This is a genomic window from Streptomyces sp. NPDC001828, assembly GCF_042892175.1.
GTDB lineage: Bacteria > Actinomycetota > Actinomycetes > Streptomycetales > Streptomycetaceae > Streptomyces.
Genome location: NZ_JBIATV010000010.1, coordinates 22,739 through 41,303, shown reverse-complemented (window position 1 = coordinate 41,303; position 18,565 = coordinate 22,739). Strand labels below are relative to the sequence as shown.

Below are 18,565 nucleotides of genomic sequence, written 5' to 3'. Positions count from 1 at the left end.
TCAGACTCGTTGCAGGCGTTCTGGCGGGATGGCCTCGGCGCCCCGGATTTCGGTGGCGCTGTAGCGGAAACGGAGGCGATGCAGGTGGTTGAGGGCGGACAGGTCGATCCGGCCCGTGCAGTTGTACAGCGCCAGTAGCCGCAGATCCCGCAGCTCGCGCAGCATGGCCAGGCCCTCGGCCAGGTGACAGTTGGTCAGGCTGAGGAAGGCCAGCTCGTGCTGCTGGATCACTGCGGCCGGGTTGAAGCTCCGGCAGTCAGTGATCTGCAAGGTGCGCAAGGTCCGCAGGTGGGGGTGCTGGGCCAGTTCTCCGAGCTGGAGGTCACCCGTGATGGTCAGGTTCCGGAGCTCGGGCCAGCGTTCGAGGCCGCGCAGGCTTATTTGTTCCGACCCCCGCTGCAGCCCAAGCGTGAGAAGGCCGTCCGGAGCCGGGAGGTCGGCGAGTGACCGGGTCTCACCGGAGATTCCCAAGAAGAGGGACTGCAACCCGTGAAGTCCGGCCAGTGGAGTCAGGCAGAGATCGGGTGCGGGCATGCTCAGCGAAAGGTCGCGCAAGGCGGGCAGAGCGCCGAGCGGCGTGAGATCGGTGACGGCCGGACAACCCTGCAGAGCCAGGCGCTCCAGAGCGTCGAAGCGAGCCAAGGGGGCCAGGTCGGAGAGGACACCGTTCGCGAAGACGCCCAAGGCGGTCAGCTCGCGCTGGGCGAGAACGGCGTCCGGCAGCACGCGGTCACCCTCAAGGTTGATCATCCGCACTGCGTGGAGTCGGCCCAGCTGAGCCAGCTGCTCCTCGGTACGTACGCTGAGGTAGGTGGTGTCCCATCCCGATGATGATTCCAGCACCTCCGTCGCGTATTCCTCCGCGTCGAACGTGTGCCAGGCAAGAGCGCGTTGGACCCGCACCATGGGCCGTTCATCCGCCCGGAACCGCTTGATCACCCCCAGCGCCGCATCCCCGCCGATGAGCCCGGCCGTCCTCACCACACACGCCGCTTCGTCCTCACTCAACCCCTCCGGCCCCGGCAGCAGCTCAAGCACCAGCGCCCCCACCTTGGCCAGCGCGTCCGCCTCGTCCCACGTGCGCGGCGGCATCAACTCCCGCGCCCGCGCCTCCACATCGGCCCGGACCGCCGGGTCGAGCTCCGGCGCGTGCTCCAGGCAGGCCGCCGCCAGCAGGACCAGGCGGTGCCGCAGGCGGGGGGCGTGGTCGGCGCGGCGGAGCAACTGCCGCAGCAGGCGGGCGCGTTCATCGGCCCGCGCGTGCCCCACGGCCATCCGCACCACGTCGTCCCACGTGTCGTCGTGGGCGTTGCGTACGAGCACCCCGAAGTCCCGGTCCTCCACCGCCGCCTTCGCGCCCAGATAGTCCTGGAACGTGCGGTGCACGAAGCCGACCGAGCCCGGCACCGGCTCGCGCAGCAGCCCGCTGCGGATGAGGAGGTGGGCGAAGACCTGGCCGGGCCCGCCCGTCACCTGCGGCATCGCGGCGAGCCACTCCGTCACCATCGCGGCAGCCTCGTCCCGGTCCGCCTCCGCGAGCCCGTTGCGGATCAGCCAGTACGCGAGCCGCTGGAGCAGGGTCGTCTGCTCGTCGCGGGTGAGGGTGACGCCCTCGACGCCGGTGATCTCCCGCTCGCTGTCCCGGCGCACGAGCAGCATGTCCAGGGCCGCGTCGTACAACTCCTTGCGGGCGCGCGGCAGTTGCATGCGGCGGTCCCGGTTCAGGGCGCACAGCAGCGCGCACATCAGCGGGTTGGTGGCGAGCCGCCCCAGATCGCGGCGGGAGGTCACCGCGCTCAGGAGGGAGGTCTCGTACGCGTCGAGGCGGGCGGCCTCCTCGGGCGAAAGGCAGCCGAGCCGCGCCGAGCCGTGCCAATGGGCGACGAACGCGCGGACGCCCTCCCGCTCCATCGGCAGCAGCGAGTGCGCCACGAAGCCCCGGCCCGCGAGCCAGTCCTCCGAGACCGCCGACGGCCGGGTCGTCACCACGTACCGGGCCCTCGGAAACGCGGTGACCAGGGACTTCAGCCAGGCCTCCGTACGGGCCCGCAGTCGCAGCGGCACCTCGTCCACGCCGTCCACCAGGACCAGCGCCCGGCCTTCGGACAGAAGGGATTCGGTCCAGCCGGGCGGGGGAGCGAACGGCACGCCGGCCGACCGCAGGAAGTCCTCCGGCATCGGCAGTGACTCGGCCGTGGTGAACGCCCGCAGGCGCAGCAGGAACGGAACGCACCTGTTCCAGTCGGCCAGTTCGGCGCCGAAGGTCCGGCGGGCGGAGTTCAGTGCCAGCCACTGGATCAGCGTGGACTTGCCCGAGCCCGCCGCGCCGCGCAGCAGCAGCCGGTCGGTGCCGGCCAGTGCCTGCTCCACGCTCACCGTGGCGGCCCCGGTGCCGGGCAGCCCCATGGCCTGGCGGGGCTCACCGCTCACCGCGAGGCTGATGTACGCCGTGTCGAGCGGCCATTCGCTCGCGGAGCGTCCGAGGGTGAGGCCGAACAGTTCGAGCCGGCCGTGTGCCTGGGCCACGTACCGCGCGTACTTCTCCTCGAAGGCCAGGGCGGTCGCCTCGGGGCGCGGGCCCACCCGGTCGCGTACGTCCTCGATCAGCTCCCGAGCCGCGTCCGCCGCCCTCGTCTGCTCGACCGCCGCCCGCGCCGCGAACGAGGGGTGCGCGGTGAGCTGCTCCAGGACATGGGCACAGCAGAGGGCCAGGAGCTCCTCGTAGAGGGCCTCGCCGGGGCCGGTGTGCGGGCGCCGCAGTTCGGTGGCCAGCCGCTCCGGGGCGAGGCCGAGCGCGAAGAGGCGGTCCGCGTCCAGCGTTCCCGCCGCCGCGAAGGAGTCCCGTACCGCGTCGACGGCCGCCGTCCGCTCGTGTTCGGGGAGCGAGCCGTACGCCTCGTCCAGGCGGTGGCCGAGGACCTTCGCGAGGCGGTCGGGCGAGGCCGGCTTCGGCAGGGGGCGCAGCGGCCCCGTCACCAGGCCCGCGCCCGGCCGGGGGGCCAGGAACGACTTCGCGACCGTCGAGACCACCGTGCTCGCGAGCCGTACGACCACAACTTCCAGACCTGGCACCGCAGTTGCCTCCCCCAGAGCGCACCGGTGCCAGCGATCGTACGCCGGGGCCGCTCCCTCCGATTGGCAGAACTCACCAAAGCCTGCTGACAACGCGTCTCGCATACTTGTCGGTAACAACATCTAGCCGGAGCCGCCACCCCGCCCCTACGGTGCAGGCATGTCGCCGAACCTGCCCGATGTCGTGCTGTGGTCGATACCCGCCTTCGTGCTGCTCACCGTCGTCGAGATGGCGAGCTACCGGCTCCATCCGGACGAGGACGCCGCCGGGTACGAGACGAAGGACGCCGCCACCAGCGTCGGCATGGGGCTCGGCAGTCTGGTCTTCGACGCGTTGTGGAAGATTCCGATCGTCGCCCTCTACACGGCGGTCTACGCCCTCACCCCGCTCGCGATCCCGGTCCTGTGGTGGACCGTGCCGCTGATGCTGCTCGGGCAGGACTTCTTCTACTACTGGTCGCACCGCGGCCACCACGTGATCCGGATCCTGTGGGCCTGCCACGTGGTGCACCACTCCAGCCGCAAGTTCAACCTCACCACCGCGCTGCGCCAGCCCTGGACGACCTGGACCGTGTGGCCGTTCTACGTGCCGCTCATCGCGCTCGGCGTGCACCCGGCGGTGCTCGCGTTCTGCTCCTCGGCGAACCTCGTCTACCAGTTCTGGGTGCACACCGAGCGGGTCGGCAAGCTGCCCCGGCCCTTCGAGTTCGTCCTCAACACGCCCTCCCACCACCGGGTGCACCATGCGTCGCAGGGCGGCTACCTCGACCGCAACTTCGGCGGCATCCTGATCATCTGGGACCGGATGTTCGGCTCGTTCACCGCCGAGACCGAGCGGCCCGTGTTCGGGCTCACCAAGAACATCGCCACCTACAACCCGCTGCGCGTCGCCACCCACGAGTACGCCGCCATCGCCCGGGACGTGCGCGCCGCCCGCACCTGGCGCGAGCGGGCCGGACGGATCTTCCGCGGCCCGGGCTGGCAGCCGCGGGTGCCGGCGGCCACGGCCCCCGAGCCGGTCACCGGGCCCGCCGCCGTGGCGGAGCGCGCCGTATGACGCGACCGGGCGCGGACGCCGTCCCGCTCGTGCCACCGACGAGCGCCGGCCCCCGCCGGGCCGCCGCGGCCGGCCCGCTCCTCGCCGCCTTCGCGCTGGCCGGCGCCCTCGACCTGATCGCGCTGCTCGCCGGCTGGCACCCCGGGCACCTGATCGCCAAGCCGCTCCTCATGCCGCTGCTCGCCGCGCACGTGTACGCGCGGGGCGGGCCCCGGCTGCTCGTCGCCGCGCTGCTGTGCGGCTGGGGCGGCGATGTGTTCCTGCTCTCGGACGCCGACCCCGCCTTCCTGCTCGGCATGGGCTGCTTCGCCGCCGGGCACGTCTGCTACCTCGTCCTGTTCGGGCGGGGCCGCACACATCCCGGGCTCGGCGCCGCGTACGGGATCGCGCTCGTGGCCACCGTCGCCGCACTCTGGCCGGACCTGCCCGCCGGGCTGCGGATCCCGGTCGCCGGATACAGCCTGCTGCTGACCGCGATGGCCTACCGCGCCTCGCGGCCCGGCCCGCTCGTCGGGCTCGGGGGCGCCCTGTTCCTGCTCTCCGACACCCTCATCGCCACCGGCGTCGCCGACTGGCCGCAGCCGCCGCGCCCCGACTTCTGGATCATGCTGACCTATCTCGGGGCACAGGCACTTCTCGCACAGGCGTACCGTGATGAGTCGTCCCGTACCACTCCCTGACCGGCAAGGACCTGCAGCATGCGCGCCACCGTCATCCACGCCCCCCACGACATCCGGGTGGAGGAGGTGCCGGACCCGAAGGTCCAGGAGTCCACCGACGCGGTCGTCCGGGTCCTGCGGGCCTGCATCTGCGGCAGCGACCTGTGGGCCTACCGCGGCGAGTCCGCGCGCCGGCCCGGGCAGCGCATCGGCCACGAGTTCCTCGGCATCGTCGAGGAGGCGGGCCCCGAGGTGCGCGGCCTGCGCAAGGGCGACCTCGTCGTCGCGCCCTTCGTCTGGTCCGACGGCACCTGCGACTTCTGCGCCGAGGGCCTGACCACCTCCTGCCCGCAGGGTGGGTTCTGGGGCTCGGTCGGCTCCGACGGCGGCCAGGGCGAGGCCGTCCGCGTGCCCTTCGCCGACGGCACCCTCGTCAAGCTCCCCGCCGAGGCCGTCTCCGACGACCGCCTGCTCACCGCGCTGCTCGCCCTGTCCGACGTCATGGGCACCGGCCACCACGCGGCCATCGGCGCCGGCGTCCGGCCCGGCTCGACCGTCGCCGTCGTCGGTGACGGCGCCGTCGGCCTGTGCGGGGTGCTCGCCGCCAAGCGGCTCGGCGCCGAGCGCATCATCGCGCTCGGCCGCCACCAGGTGCGTACCGACATAGCGAAGCTCTTCGGCGCCACCGACGTCGTCGCCGAGCGCGGCGAGGCCGCCGTCGCCGCGGTGCGCGAGCTGACCCGGGGCCAGGGCGCGCACGGCGTCATCGAGGCCGTCGGCACCGAGCAGTCCATGCGCACCGCCGTGGACATCACCCGCGACGGCGGCTCCATCGGCTACGTCGGCGTCCCGCACGGCAGCGGCACCGGCCTCGACCTCGGCGTCATGTTCGACCGCAACATCGCGCTGCGCGGCGGCGTCGCCCCGGTGCGCACCTACATCCCCGAGCTGCTCGCCGACGTCCTCGACGGCACCATCGACCCGTCCCCGGTCTTCGACCTCGCGGTCGGCATCGAGGGCGTGCCCGACGGCTACCGGGCCATGGACGAGCGCACCGCCCTGAAGGTCCTCGTCAAGCCGTAACGAGCCGCTGCACGCCGAAGGGGGCCGCCCGCGATGCGGACGGCCCCCTTCGACTGCCGTGCTACTTCACGGCGTTGAGGGCGTTGGCGATGCCCGCCCCGTAGAAGCCGTTGTAGAACTTGCCGCCCTGGCAGACCGCGTCCACCTTGCCGTCACCGTTGATGTCGTACGGCGTGGTGCACGGCGTCCGGTCCGCCTGGAGCGCGAGCAGCGCCTTGATCGCGGCCGCCGAGGCGTGCGGGTGGGCCGACTTCAACAGGGCCGCCACGCCCACCACATGGGGCGTCGCCATGGACGTACCGGCCATGTAGGCCCACGTCCCGCCGGGCACCGGGCCGAGGATGAGACCGCTGGTGGCCGGGGCCTGCGGCGGCTGGTACGCGGTCGAGTCGCCGCCCGGGGCCGCGATGTCGATGACGCCGAGCCCGTAGTTGGAGAACGACGACTTGAGGCCCTTGGCCCCGGTCGCGGCGACCGTCACCACACCCGGCAGCTGGGTCGGGATGTCCAGGCACTCACGCGGGTCGATCACCCGGCTGCCCGGGGTGCTGTCGTTGGGGCTCGCCGGGTCGGTGATCGAGTCGGCCGCGAAGTCGTAGTTCTCGTTGCCGGCCGCCGCCACGTTCACCGTGCCCTTGGACTCGGCGTACTTCGAGGCCCGGGTGATCGCGTCGACCAGTGCCTTCTGGTCCGGGTCGTTCTTGCAGTTGAAGTACCACGGGTCGGTGTAATAGCTGTTGTTCGTCACGTCGATGTGGTGCTCGGCCGCCCACACGAAGCCGCAGACCACGGCCTCCGTGTAGAAGAAACTGCCGCCCTGCGTGGACACCTTGATGGCCGCGACCTTCACCCCGGGCGCCACCCCCGTGATGCCCACGCCGTTCTTGGCCCCCGCGATCTCGCCCGCGACATGGGTGCCGTGCGGGGAGCCGCCGGTGGTGAACGGGCGCCAGGCGCCGTCCGTGGTGTCCGGCTTGCCGGTGATGCAGCTGACCGACTTGGCGCGGTCGAAGTTGGGCGCGATGTCCGGGTGGGTGTCGTCGACCCCCGTGTCGATCACGCCGACGGTGACCTTGGAGCTGCCCAGCGTCTTCTCGTGCGCCTTGTCCGCCTTGATCGCCTTCAGGTCCCACTGGAGCGGCTCAAGGGGGTCCTCGCCCGGCGCGGCCTTGGCCGAGGCCGCCTTCAGGTCCTCGGCGGTGAGGTTCTTCGGCGTGCCCACGTCGGTGGTGGACTGCGCGGGCAGCGGCGCGGTGCGGGTCGCGCCCGCCGAGTCGACGCCCCGCACCTTGCGGATCGTCTTCGCGAAGTCCGCGTTGGCGGAGTGCACGACGAGCACGCCTATCCGGTCGTACGCCTGGAGGACCGAGCCGCCCGCCTGGGCCACGGCTCGCTTGATCCGGGCCGAATTCCCTTGCCCCGGGCGGACGTTGACGATGTAGCTCAGCTCGGGACCGGTGCCCGCCGCCGCCTTCGTGGTGACGGATCCGGCAGCGGTGGGGGCGGCCGACGCGGTGCCGGGCAGCAGCGCGAGCGCGACGGCGGTGGCCAGGCCCGCCGAGGCCGCTACGGCGCGGCGCGTACGGGAGATGTGCAACGGCATGGGGTCTCCATGGGGTTGGCGGAACTCTCGGTACGTAACGGAAGAAGACGAGACGGAAGAAGCGAGACACAAGAAGACGGCGTGCGGTGGTGCACCGGCTCCGGGGACCGCCCGCCGGGCGCCGGGGCCGGACGGGCGCGTTGAGCAGTGAAGCTATCGCCGATCATCTCGGCGGATCAACGGCTTCCGCCGAGTTCGCGGAGAAAGTCGCGTAGTCGCCCCGGGGGAGCACGAAACGCGCCACGCGCCGGTGCCGTGGGGGGATGCGCCGGGGATGCGCCAAGGAGAAAAAACGGCCGGACTGAACCGAGACGGCCCGAGCCCCGTGCCGTTGTCAGGGGGACCGCATCCAACCGCCGGCGGAGACCCCATGTCCGACCCGTCCGTCCCCGCCGCATCCGCATCCGCACCGCGAGGAGATTCCGTGGCCACCGACGCGCCGCCGCCCGAAGCCGGGGCGGCCCCCGGCCCAGTCCAGCCCAGCACCGAGGCATTCGTCGCGGAGCAGCAGAGCGCGGAATTCGGCGAACTCCGCCGCGCCCACCGCTCGTTCGCCTTCCCGCTGACCGTCGCCTTCATCGCCTGGTACCTGCTGTACGTACTGCTGTCCAGCTACGCGGGCGGCTTCATGGGCACCAAGGTCATCGGCAACATCAACGTGGCCTTCGTCTTCGGCCTCGCCCAGTTCCTGACCACCTTCCTCATCGCCTGGTTCTACTCCCGGCACGCCGCGGCGAAGCTCGACCCCAAGGCCGAGGCCATCAAGTCCCGTATGGAGGCCGACGCATGAGCCCCGCCCTCGCCCCGCTCGCCGCGGCCGTCTCGACCACCGAGCACCGGCCGCTGATCATCACCCTGTTCGCGGTGTTCGTCGCCGCGACCCTCGCCATCACCGTCTGGGCCGGCCGGCAGACCAAGAACGCCTCCGACTTCTACGCGGGCGGCCGCCAGTTCACCGCCTTCCAGAACGGCCTCGCCGTCTCCGGCGACTACATGTCCGCGGCGTCCTTCCTCGGCATCGCCGGAGCCATCGCCCTGTTCGGCTACGACGGCTTCCTCTACTCCATCGGCTTCCTGGTCGCCTGGCTGGTGGCGCTCCTCCTGGTCGCCGAGCCGCTGCGCAACTCCGGCCGCTACACGATGGGCGACGTGCTCGCCTACCGGATGAGGCAGCGTCCCGTGCGCACCGCCGCCGGCGCCTCCACCATCGTCGTCTCGATCTTCTACCTGCTCGCGCAGATGGCCGGCGCGGGCGTCCTCGTCTCGCTGCTGCTCGGCATCACCACCGACGCGGGCAAGATCCTCATCGTCGCCCTCGTCGGCGTCCTGATGATCGTGTACGTCACCATCGGCGGCATGAAGGGCACCACCTGGGTGCAGATGGTCAAGGCCGTGCTGCTCATCGCCGGCGCGATCCTCATGACCTTCCTGGTGCTGCTCAAGTTCCACTTCAACGTCTCCGACCTGCTCGGCAGCGCCGCCGAGAAGAGCGGCAAGGGCGCGGCGTTCCTGGAGCCGGGCCTCAAGTACGGCGCCAGCGGCACGTCCAAGCTGGACTTCATCTCGCTCGGCATCGCCCTGGTCCTCGGCACCGCGGGCCTGCCGCACATCCTGATCCGCTTCTACACGGTGCCCACCGCCAAGGCCGCCCGGAAGTCGGTGAACTGGGCGATCGGCATCATCGGCGCCTTCTACCTGATGACGATCGCGCTCGGCTTCGGCGCGGCGGCGCTGGTGGGACCCGCCGCCATCAAGGCGCAGAACCCGGCGGGCAACACCGCGGCCCCGCAGCTCGCCGAGTACCTCGGCGGCGGCGTCGGCACCACCGGCGGCGCGACCCTGCTCGCGGTGATCTCGGCGGTCGCCTTCGCGACCATCCTCGCCGTCGTCGCCGGCCTCACCCTCGCCTCGTCCTCCTCCTTCGCGCACGACATCTACGCCAACGTCATCCGCAAGGGGAAGGCGACCGAGAAGGAGGAGATGCGCGCCGCGCGCTGGGCCACCGTCTTCATCGGAGCCGTCGCGATCGTGCTCGGCGCCTTCGCCCGCGACATGAACGTGGCCGGCCTGGTCGCGCTCGCCTTCGCGGTGGCCGCCTCCGCGAACCTGCCGACCATCCTCTACAGCCTGTTCTGGAAGCGCTTCACCACCCAGGGCGCCCTCTGGTCGATCTACGGCGGCCTGTTCAGCTCGGTGTTCCTGGTGCTGTTCTCGCCCGTCGTCTCCGGCAACCCGAAGACGTCCATGTTCAAGGGCGTCGACTTCCACTGGTTCCCGCTGGAGAACCCGGGCCTCATCTCGATCCCGCTGGGATTCCTGCTCGGCTGGATCGGCTCGCTGCTCTCCAAGGAGGAGCCGGACCGGGGCAAGTACGCCGAGCTGGAGGTCAAGTCCCTGACCGGCATCGGCGCCCACTGAGGGCCGCTCCGGACGTACGTCCGCACGGCGGATGGCCGAGGCCGTGTCGTAGGACCCTACGACACGGCCTCGCCGTACCTCGTGACAATCGGCCCCTCCGGTTGCCGTAGGTCTCGCGTAGGCTCGGGTGTATACACATTCGGCAGACGTTCGACCGAACTCCGGGCGAACGTCGACGGACAGGGGAGGGGGCCCACAAGTGCTCATCGACACCTATGGCCGGGTGGCCACCGACCTGCGCGTCTCGCTCACCGACCGGTGCAATCTGCGATGCACGTACTGCATGCCGGAAGAGGGCCTGCAGTGGCTGGCCAAGCCCGATCTGCTGAGCGACGACGAGATCGTCCGCCTCATCCGCATCGCCGTCACCGAGCTCGGCATCACCGAGGTCCGCTTCACCGGCGGCGAGCCGCTGCTCCGTCCCGGCCTGGTCGGGATCGTCGAGCGCTGCGCGGCCCTGGAGCCGCGCCCCCGGATGTCGATCACCACCAACGGCATCGGCCTCAAGCGCACCGCCTCGGCCCTGAAGGCCGCGGGCCTCGACCGGGTCAACGTCTCCCTGGACACGCTGCGGCCCGAGGTCTTCAAGACCCTGACCCGCCGCGACCGCCACAAGGACGTCATCGAGGGCATGGAGGCCGCCCGCGAGGCCGGCCTGACCCCGGTCAAGGTCAACACCGTCCTGATGCCGGGCCTCAACGACGACGAGGCCCCCGACCTGCTGGCCTGGGCCGTCGAGCACGACTACGAGCTGCGCTTCATCGAGCAGATGCCGCTCGACGCGCAGCACGGCTGGAAGCGCGACGGCATGATCACCGCCGGCGACATCCTCACGTCGCTGCGTACGCGCTTCACGCTGACCCCCGAGGGCGACGACGAGCGGGGCTCCGCGCCCGCCGAGCGCTGGGTGGTCGACGGCGGCCCGCACACCGTGGGCGTCATCGCCTCGGTGACCCGCCCGTTCTGCGGATCCTGCGACCGGACCCGGCTCACCGCCGACGGCCAGGTGCGCACCTGCCTGTTCGCCCGCGAGGAGTCCGACCTGCGCGCGGCCCTGCGCTCGGACGCCGGGGACGAGGAGATCGCCCGCCTGTGGAAGGTGGCGATGTGGGGCAAGAAGGCCGGTTCCGGCCTGGACGACCCCTCGTTCCTGCAGCCCGACCGCCCGATGTCAGCGATCGGCGGCTGAGCCGGCCGACTCCCACTCGGCGAGCGTCACCACATCCTTCAAGAAGCCCCGTACGCCCAGGAATTGGGACAGGTGCTCGCGGTGCTCCGCACACGCGAGCCACGTCTTGCGGCGCTCCGGGGTGTGGATCTTCGGGTTGTTCCACGCGAGCACCCACACGGCGTCGGCGCGGCAGCCCTTGGCGGAACAGATGGGGGTCTCGTCGCTGGTCTCGTCACTCACAGAGACAATTGTGCGGCATGCGCCCCGGTGCGAAGCGGCCCGCGGCCCCGTGACAAAGGCGACGCCGAGCAGCCACGGGGGGAGCTGCCCGGCGTCGGTCCGTCGCTCCGACGGGGGATGCGGAGCGCCTACGAAGTATGTCATGGGGGACCCGGTGTGGTGCACCGGAACTTCATGATTGATCTGAGGTTTTCTTGAGCTTCGCGGACGGTGACGGATCAGCCGTGTTCGCGCGAACGCCACTCCCGGTCACCGTCGGCGGGTTCCGCCGGGGATTCCGCGGCGCCGCCCACGGGGGCCGCGCCGAGCGCCGGACGGACGGGGGCGGGGATGAAGGTGGAGGGCAGTGAAGTCACGTTCTCCCGGCCCGCGTTGGCGAACACGACCGCCACATAGGGCAGCAGTGCTCCCAGAACAAGGGTCACGATGGCGACAGGACGCTCGACGTTCCACAGCACCGCGGTCAGCACCACCGAAAGCGTGCGGATCGACATCGAGATCACGTAGCGGCGCTGCCGGCCACGGACGTCCTCGTCGAGCGACCGGCGGGCTCCGGTGATCCGGAAGACCTGGCCGCTGCTCTGCTTCCGCATCACGTTCCACCACCCGAGTTCCACGGCGGGCTCTCCCCGGCCCGGACTGCTATCACCGTACGCCGGGGCTCCGCCGGGTTCGAGACCGGGGCGGCTCCAGCCTGCGCGGATGTCGCAGTACCCGCCACGTACGGACGTATCCGACATGCGCCGTACGTGGTACGGGCTGACACTGGCTGAACCTGCTCACGTCGAGCCGTACAAGGAGGCAGCCATGGGCTGGTTGTGGGCCATCATCGTGGGATTCGTGCTCGGTCTCATCGCCAAGGCGATCATTCCCGGCAAGCAGCACAGTCCGCTCTGGCTGACCACCATCTTCGGCATCATCGGCGGCGTGGTCGGCAACTCGATCGCCCGGGCGATCGGGATCGCCGAGACCAAGGGCATCGACTGGGGCCGGCACGGCCTGCAGATCGCGGCCGCCGTCGTGATCGTCTTCCTCGGCGACATGCTCTACATGGCGGTGCGGGGCAACAAGCAGAGAGCCTGACGGGCACGCGGAAGGGGGCGGCTCCGTGGAGGAGCCGCCCCCTTTTGTGCCGTTCACCGGCCGGGCGCCTCGGTGCCGTCGGCCAGTTGGACGCCGACGGCTCGGCGCCGCGTACCGGTCAGGGACCCACGGCCTGGTGCCGCGTACCGGTCAGGCGCCGGTGACCTCCACGGCCGCCAGGTTCTTCTTGCCGCGGCGCAGCACCAGCCAGCGCCCGTGCAGGAGTTCCTCCGCCGTCGCCACCGCGTCCTCGGCCGTCACCTTCACGTTGTTCACGTAGGCGCCGCCCTCCTTCACGGTGCGGCGGGCCGCCGACTTGCTGGCCACCAGGCCCACCTCGGCGAACAGGTCGGTGACCGCGCCGAGCTCGGACACCCGCGCGTTCGGCAGCTCGGACAGGGCGGCGGCCAGCGTCGCCTCGTCCAGCTCCGCGAGCTCGCCCTGGCCGAACAGCGCCTTGGACGCGGCGGTCACCGCGGCCGTCTGCTCCGCGCCGTGCACCAGCGTCGTCAGCTCCTCGGCGAGCGCCCGCTGCGCGGCCCTGGCCTGCGGCCGCTCCTCGGTGAGCCGCTCCAGCTCCTCGATCTCCTCGCGGGACTTGAAGCTGAAGATCCGCAGGAACTTCGAGATGTCCCGGTCGTCCGCGTTCAGCCAGAACTGGTAGAAGGCGTACGGCGTGGTCCGCTCGGGGTCGAGCCAGACCGTGCCGGACTCCGTCTTGCCGAACTTGGTGCCGTCCGCCTTGGTGATCAGCGGCGTGGCCAGGGCGTGCACCTCGGCGTCGGGCTCGACCCGGTGGATCAGGTCGGTGCCCGCCGTGAGGTTGCCCCACTGGTCGCTGCCGCCGGTCTGCAGCGTGCAGCCGTACCGCCGGTTGAGCTCCAGGAAGTCCATGCCCTGCAGGATCTGGTAGCTGAACTCGGTGTAGCTGATGCCCGCGTCGGAGTTGAGCCGACGCGAGACGGCCTCCTTCGCGATCATCTTGTTGACCCGGAAGTACTTGCCGATGTCCCGCAGGAAGTCGATCGCCGACAGGCCCGACGTCCAGTCCAGGTTGTTGACCATGGTCGCGGCGTACGGGCCCTCGAAGTCGAGGAACCGCTCGATCTGGCCGCGCAGCCGCTCGACCCACCCCGCCACGACCTCCGGCGCGTTCAGCGTGCGCTCGGAGTTGGGCTTCGGGTCGCCGATCAGGCCGGTGGCGCCGCCGACCAGGCCCAGCGGCCGGTTCCCCGCGAGCTGGATCCGGCGCATGGTGAGGATCTGCACCAGGTTGCCGAGGTGCAGGCTGGGCGCGGTCGGGTCGAAGCCGCAATAGAACGTGACGGGACCGTCCGCGAACGCCTTGCGCAATGCGTCCTCGTCGGTGGAGAGGGCGATCAGCCCACGCCACCGCAGTTCGTCGACGATGTCCGTCACGGGTCTCTTGTCTCCTTCAGACGTGCTTACTGACAGCACCGAGGTTATACGCCCTGGCTGACCGAGCTCATGTTGAAGTCGGGGATGCGCAGCGCGGGCATCGCGGTCCGGGTGAAGTAGTCGTTCCACTCCCTGGGCAGGGTCTTCCCGGTGCGTCCCGCCTCGGTGGCCCGCGACAGCAGGTCGACCGGCGACTCGTTGAACCGGAAGTTGTTCACCTCGCCGACGACCTCGCCGTTCTCGACGAGATACACCCCGTCCCGGGTCAGACCGGTCAGGAGCAGCGTCGCCGGGTCCACCTCGCGGATGTACCACAGGCAGGTGAGGAGCAGGCCGCGCTCGGTGGCGGCGACCATCTCGTCCAGGGTGCGCTCGCCGCCGCCGTCCAGGATCAGGTTGCCGGGGGCGGGGGCGACCGGCAGGCCGGTCAGGGCGGCGGAGTGCCGGGTGGTGACCAGGTTCTCCAGGCGGCCCTCGCGGATCCAGTCCGTCGCGGTCAGCGGGAGCCCGTTGTCGAACACCGACTCCGTGTCGCCCGAGGAGTGCGCCACCTGGAACGGCGCGTACTCCAGACCCGGCTCGTTCGGGTCACTGCGCAGCGAGAGGGGGAGCGGCGAGAGGGTGTCGCCGACGCGGGTGCCGCCGCCCTGCTTCGAGAACACGGTCCGGCCCTCGGCGGCGTCCCGGGCCGCCGCCGACCAGATCTGGTAGATCAGCAGGTCGGCCACGGCGGTCGGCGGCAGCAGCGTCTCGTAGCGCCCGGCCGGCAGCTCGACGCGGCGCTCGGCCCAGCCGAGCCGGCGCGCGAGCTCCTCGTCGAGGGCGCCGGGGTCGACGTCCTTGAAGTCCGCCGTCGCCCGCCCCGCCCAGGCCGAGCGGGTCCGGTCCGGGGACTTGGCGTTGAGCTCCAGGGTGCCGTTGGGCTGGTCGTGGCGCAGCCGCAGGCCGGTGGAGGTGCCGAGGTAGGTGGAGCTCAGCTCGTGGTTGGCGAAGCCGTACAACTCGCGGCCGCCGGCCCTGGCCCGCGCGAAGGCCTCGCCGAGGGCGGGCGCGAAGCCGGTGAACACGGCCGAGGTCGTCTCGGCGGGGGCGTCCGTGAAGTCCGCCGACGCCGGGACGCCGGTGACCAGCGGCTGGGCGTCCTCGGCGGGCCCGGCGCCGCGCGCGGCCGCCTCCGCGGCACGCACCAGGGGCTCCAGGTCGTCGGCGGTGACGGCCGAGCGCGACACGACACCGGAGGCGGTGCCCTGGGCGCCGTCCACCGTCGCGATCACGGTGAGGGTCCGCCCGCGCGTGACGCCGTTGGTGGTCAGCGCGTTGCCGGCCCAGCGCAGGTTCGCCGAGGAGTGCTCGTCGGCGATGACGACACAGCCGTCGGCGCTGGACAGCTCCAGGGCCCGCTCGACGATCTCGTGCGGCTTGACGGTGGTACGCGAGCTCATCGCCCGGCCTCCTGAGTCGTGTTGAGGATGTTGACGCCGCGGAACAGGGCGGAGGGGCAGCCGTGGGAGACCGCGGCGATCTGGCCCGGCTGGGCCTTGCCGCAGTTGAAGGCGCCGCCCAGGACGTAGGTCTGGGGGCCGCCGACCTTCTCCATGGAGCCCCAGAAGTCGGTGGTGGTCGCCTGGTAGGCGACATCGCGGAGCTGGCCCGCGAGCCGCCCGTTCTCGATGCGGAAGAAGCGCTGGCCGGTGAACTGGAAGTTGTAGCGCTGCATGTCGATCGACCACGAGCGGTCGCCGACCACGTAGATGCCGCGCTCCACCCCGCCGATCAGGTCCTCCGTGGAGAGCCCGCCCGGATCCGGCTGGAGCGAGACGTTCGCCATCCGCTGGACCGGGACGTGCCCGGGGGAGTCGGCGAAGGCGCAGCCGTTGGAGCGGCCAAGACCCGTCAACTTCGCGATGCGGCGGTCGAGTTGGTAGCCGACGAGGGTGCCGTCCTTCACCAGGTCCCAGGACTGCGCGGCCACCCCCTCGTCGTCGTAGCCGATCGTCGCGAGCCCGTGCTCCGCGGTCCGGTCGCCGGTCACGTTCATGACCTGAGAGCCGTACGCCAGCTTGCCCAGCTGGTCGAAGGTGGCGAAGGAGGTGCCCGCGTACGCGGCCTCGTAGCCGAGCGCGCGGTCCAGCTCGGTGGCGTGGCCGATCGACTCGTGGATGGTCAGCCACAGGTTGGACGGGTCCACCACGAGGTCGTAGCGGCCGCCCTCGACACTGGGCGCCCGCATCTTCTCGGCCAGAAGCGAAGGGATCTCTTCCAGTTCCGCGTCCCAGTCCCAGCCGGTGCCGGTCAGGTACTCCCAGCCGCGTCCGGCCGGCGGCGCGATGGTGCGCATCGAGTCGAACTCGCCGGTCGTGCGGTCCACCGCGATCGCGGTCAGCTGCGGGTGCAGCCGCACCCGCTGCTGGGTGGTCACGGTGCCCGCCGTGTCCGCGTAGAACTTGTTCTCGTGCACCGTGAGCAGCGACGCGTCCACGTGCTCGACCCCGGCCGCGCCGAGCAGCCGGGCGCTCCAGTCGGCGAGCAGGGCGCTCTTGTCCTCGTCCGGCACGCTGAAGGGATCGACCTCGTACGAGGAGATCCAGGTCTTCTCGGATTGCACCGGCTCGTCCGCGAGCTCGACCCTCTCGTCCGACCCGGCGGCCGCGATGACCTGCGCGGACAGCTTGGCCATGGCCACCGCCCGGGAGGCGACCTTGGCCGCCGCGTCCATCGTGAGATCGACCCCGGAGGCGAACCCCCAGGCCCCGCCGTGCACCACGCGCACCGCGTAGCCGAGGTCGGTGGTGTCGGAGGAGCCGGCGGGCCGGGCGTCACGCAGCCGCCAGGCGGCGCTGCGCACCCGCTCGAAGCGGAAGTCGGCATGATCGGCGCCCAGCGCGCGGGCCCGCGCGAGCGCCGCGTCGGCGAGTGCGCGCAGCGGCAGCGCCGTGAAGGCTTCGTCGATGGAATGGGTCCCTGATGGCACAGCTGTCTCCCCTGTCGTACGAGACCGGTCGCCCCCGATCATGTCGCGCCGGGCGGCCTCGTGACTACGCCCTTTCTGTAGGGACCCGACAGCGCTCGTTCCACGCCACTGTCAGGGCTCGATTCCTCGTAAGTCGGGCGGTACCGATAGTTTGCGTGGAGTACGAATCCGCCTATCGAAAGGGTGATCCGTTGAGCCGCTCGGTTCTCATCACCGGAGGTAACCGGGGCATCGGCCTCGCCATCGCCCGCGCTTTTGCCGACAGCGGCGACAAGGTCGCGATCACGTACCGCACCGGAGAGCCGCCGGCCGCCCTCACCGAACTGGGCGTCCTGGCCGTCAAGTGCGACATCACGGACACCGAGCAGGTGGAGCAGGCCTACAAGGAGATCGAGGACAAGCACGGTCCCGTCGAGGTCCTGGTCGCCAACGCCGGCGTCACCAAGGACCAGCTCCTGATGCGGATGTCCGAGGACGACTTCACCTCCGTCCTGGACACCAACCTCACCGGCACCTTCCGTGTGGTCAAGCGCGCCAACCGTGCGATGCTGCGCGCCAAGAAGGGCCGCGTGGTGCTGATCTCCTCGGTCGTCGGCCTCTACGGCTCGGCGGGGCAGGCCAACTACGCCGCCTCCAAGGCGGGTCTTGTGGGCTTCGCCCGGTCGCTCGCGCGTGAGCTCGGGTCCCGGAACATCACTTTCAACGTCGTGGCACCCGGTTTCGTCGACACCGACATGACCAAGGTGCTCACCGAGGAGCAGCGCTCGGGCATCGTGTCCCAGGTGCCGCTGGGCCGCTACGCGCAGCCCGAGGAGATCGCCGCCACGGTGAGGTTCCTCGCCTCGGACGACGCCTCGTACATCACTGGAGCCGTCATCCCGGTTGACGGCGGATTGGGCATGGGTCACTGATCACCATGAGCGGAATTCTCGAGGGCAAGCGCATCCTGATCACGGGTGTGCTGCTGGAGTCCTCCATCGCCTTCCACGCCGCCAAGCTGGCCCAGGAGCAGGGCGCCGAGGTCATCCTGACCGCCTTCCCGCGGCCGACCCTGACCGAGCGCATCGCCAAGAAGCTCCCCAAGCCCGCCAAGGTCATCGAGCTCGACGTGACCAACCAGGAGCACCTGGACCGGCTCGCGGGCCTGGTCAAGGAGGAGCTCGGCGGCCTGGACGGCATCGTCCACTCCATCGGCTTCGCACCCCAGGACGCGCTGGGCGGCAACTTCCTGAACACGCCGTTCGAGTCGGTCGCCACCGCCATGCACGTCTCGGCGTTCTCGCTGAAGTCGCTGACCATGGCGCTGCGCGAGCTGCTCGGCCCGGGCAGCTCCGTCGTCGGCATGACCTTCGACGCGCAGTACGCCTGGCCGCAGTACGACTGGATGGGCCCGGCCAAGGCGGCCCTCGAGGCGACCTCTCGTTACATGGCCCGCGACCTGGGCAAGGACGACATCCGCTGCAACCTGATCTCGGCGGGCCCGATCGGCTCCATGGCCGCCAAGTCCATTCCGGGCTTCGGCGAGCTCGCCGACGTGTGGAACTCGCGCTCCCCGATGGCCTGGGACATGGCCGACCCCGAGCCGGCCGGCAAGGGCATCGTCGCGCTGCTCTCGGACTGGTTCCCGAAGACCACGGGCGAGATCATCCACGTCGACGGCGGTCTGCACGCCGTGGGTGCCTGACCCCGCACAGCTCGTTCGCGGCCGCCCACCGGAGCCTTCCGGCGGGCGGCCGCCGTGCGTGCGCCGCGACTTCCCCGCAGACTGATCGAAACGGACATGTCGGGC

At 71.0% G+C, this 18,565-nt stretch carries 16 protein-coding genes; 9 read left to right on the top strand and 7 right to left on the bottom strand.

What is annotated here, in order from left to right; genetic code table 11:
• On the bottom strand, window positions 1-3,072 hold the full coding sequence (locus ACFYZA_RS25910) for an NACHT domain-containing protein (RefSeq protein ID WP_388493000.1): 3,072 nt from the start codon (window positions 3,070-3,072) through the stop codon (window positions 1-3).
• Between the two features lie 160 nt (window positions 3,073-3,232).
• Here ACFYZA_RS25910 and ACFYZA_RS25905 point away from each other — a divergent pair, with 160 nt between their 5' ends.
• Genes ACFYZA_RS25905 through ACFYZA_RS25895 form a run of 3 tightly spaced genes read left to right on the top strand, consistent with a single transcriptional unit; the run spans window position 3,233 to window position 5,871 of the window.
• On the top strand, window positions 3,233-4,129 hold the full coding sequence (locus ACFYZA_RS25905) for a sterol desaturase family protein (protein ID WP_382592978.1): 897 nt from the start codon (window positions 3,233-3,235) through the stop codon (window positions 4,127-4,129).
• Window positions 4,126-4,809, top strand: coding sequence for a lysoplasmalogenase (locus tag ACFYZA_RS25900; protein WP_388492998.1), 684 nt, complete (start codon window positions 4,126-4,128; stop codon window positions 4,807-4,809). Before ACFYZA_RS25905 ends, ACFYZA_RS25900 begins: the two co-directional genes overlap by 4 nt.
• 18 nt (window positions 4,810-4,827) lie before the next feature.
• Window positions 4,828-5,871, top strand: coding sequence for a zinc-dependent alcohol dehydrogenase family protein (locus ACFYZA_RS25895; protein WP_388492996.1), 1,044 nt, complete (start codon window positions 4,828-4,830; stop codon window positions 5,869-5,871).
• 61 nt (window positions 5,872-5,932) lie between these two features.
• On the opposite strand, the gene ACFYZA_RS25890 is transcribed toward ACFYZA_RS25895, so the two are convergent.
• The gene (locus tag ACFYZA_RS25890; protein WP_388492995.1) at window positions 5,933-7,474 is read right to left on the bottom strand and encodes a S8 family serine peptidase; all 1,542 of its coding nucleotides are present in this window, start codon (window positions 7,472-7,474) and stop codon (window positions 5,933-5,935) included.
• 424 nt (window positions 7,475-7,898) lie between these two features.
• Here ACFYZA_RS25890 and ACFYZA_RS25885 point away from each other — a divergent pair, with 424 nt between their 5' ends.
• The 3 genes from ACFYZA_RS25885 to moaA all read left to right on the top strand — a co-directional run bounded on the left by ACFYZA_RS25885 (window position 7,899) and on the right by moaA (window position 11,081).
• Window positions 7,899-8,264 (top strand): DUF485 domain-containing protein, encoded by a 366-nt coding sequence (locus ACFYZA_RS25885; protein ID WP_190028026.1) that lies wholly within the window; start codon window positions 7,899-7,901, stop codon window positions 8,262-8,264.
• Window positions 8,261-9,892, top strand: a complete 1,632-nt coding sequence (locus ACFYZA_RS25880) for a cation acetate symporter (RefSeq protein ID WP_388492993.1) — start codon at window positions 8,261-8,263, stop codon at window positions 9,890-9,892. The genes ACFYZA_RS25885 and ACFYZA_RS25880 overlap by 4 nt, the downstream gene beginning before the upstream one ends.
• 199 nt (window positions 9,893-10,091) lie before the next feature.
• Window positions 10,092-11,081, top strand: a complete 990-nt coding sequence (moaA, locus tag ACFYZA_RS25875; RefSeq protein WP_388492992.1) for a GTP 3',8-cyclase MoaA — start codon at window positions 10,092-10,094, stop codon at window positions 11,079-11,081.
• Here the strand turns inward: moaA and ACFYZA_RS25870 are convergent.
• Window positions 11,064-11,303 (bottom strand): hypothetical protein, encoded by a 240-nt coding sequence (locus ACFYZA_RS25870; RefSeq protein WP_382592997.1) that lies wholly within the window; start codon window positions 11,301-11,303, stop codon window positions 11,064-11,066. The genes moaA and ACFYZA_RS25870 overlap by 18 nt on opposite strands.
• 218 nt (window positions 11,304-11,521) lie before the next feature.
• Complete coding sequence (locus ACFYZA_RS25865; RefSeq protein ID WP_382593074.1) at window positions 11,522-11,896, bottom strand: DUF3099 domain-containing protein; 375 nt, start codon at window positions 11,894-11,896, stop codon at window positions 11,522-11,524.
• A gap of 214 nt (window positions 11,897-12,110) precedes the next feature.
• On the opposite strand from ACFYZA_RS25865, the gene ACFYZA_RS25860 reads away from it, so the two are divergent.
• The gene (locus ACFYZA_RS25860; RefSeq protein WP_161244563.1) at window positions 12,111-12,386 is read left to right on the top strand and encodes a GlsB/YeaQ/YmgE family stress response membrane protein; all 276 of its coding nucleotides are present in this window, start codon (window positions 12,111-12,113) and stop codon (window positions 12,384-12,386) included.
• A gap of 150 nt (window positions 12,387-12,536) precedes the next feature.
• Here the strand turns inward: ACFYZA_RS25860 and tyrS are convergent, their stop codons facing one another.
• From tyrS to ACFYZA_RS25845, 3 genes are read right to left on the bottom strand one after another with little or no spacing between them, the layout of a single operon-like run.
• Window positions 12,537-13,805, bottom strand: a complete 1,269-nt coding sequence (tyrS, locus tag ACFYZA_RS25855; protein WP_382593000.1) for a tyrosine--tRNA ligase — start codon at window positions 13,803-13,805, stop codon at window positions 12,537-12,539.
• Window positions 13,806-13,849: 44 nt separating this feature from the next.
• Window positions 13,850-15,247, bottom strand: a complete 1,398-nt coding sequence (locus ACFYZA_RS25850; protein ID WP_388492990.1) for a metallopeptidase TldD-related protein — start codon at window positions 15,245-15,247, stop codon at window positions 13,850-13,852.
• Window positions 15,244-16,755 carry a TldD/PmbA family protein gene (locus ACFYZA_RS25845; protein WP_388493193.1) on the bottom strand — a complete coding sequence of 504 codons (1,512 nt, stop codon included), beginning with the start codon at window positions 16,753-16,755 and terminating at the stop codon, window positions 15,244-15,246. The genes ACFYZA_RS25850 and ACFYZA_RS25845 overlap by 4 nt, the downstream gene beginning before the upstream one ends.
• A gap of 212 nt (window positions 16,756-16,967) precedes the next feature.
• On the opposite strand from ACFYZA_RS25845, the gene fabG reads away from it, so the two are divergent.
• Together fabG and fabI are read left to right on the top strand one after the other, a co-directional pair.
• Complete coding sequence (gene fabG / locus ACFYZA_RS25840) at window positions 16,968-17,687, top strand: 3-oxoacyl-[acyl-carrier-protein] reductase (RefSeq protein WP_382593005.1); 720 nt, start codon at window positions 16,968-16,970, stop codon at window positions 17,685-17,687.
• A gap of 5 nt (window positions 17,688-17,692) precedes the next feature.
• Complete coding sequence (fabI, locus tag ACFYZA_RS25835; RefSeq protein ID WP_382593008.1) at window positions 17,693-18,460, top strand: enoyl-ACP reductase FabI; 768 nt, start codon at window positions 17,693-17,695, stop codon at window positions 18,458-18,460.
• Window positions 18,461-18,565 lie beyond the last annotated feature (105 nt).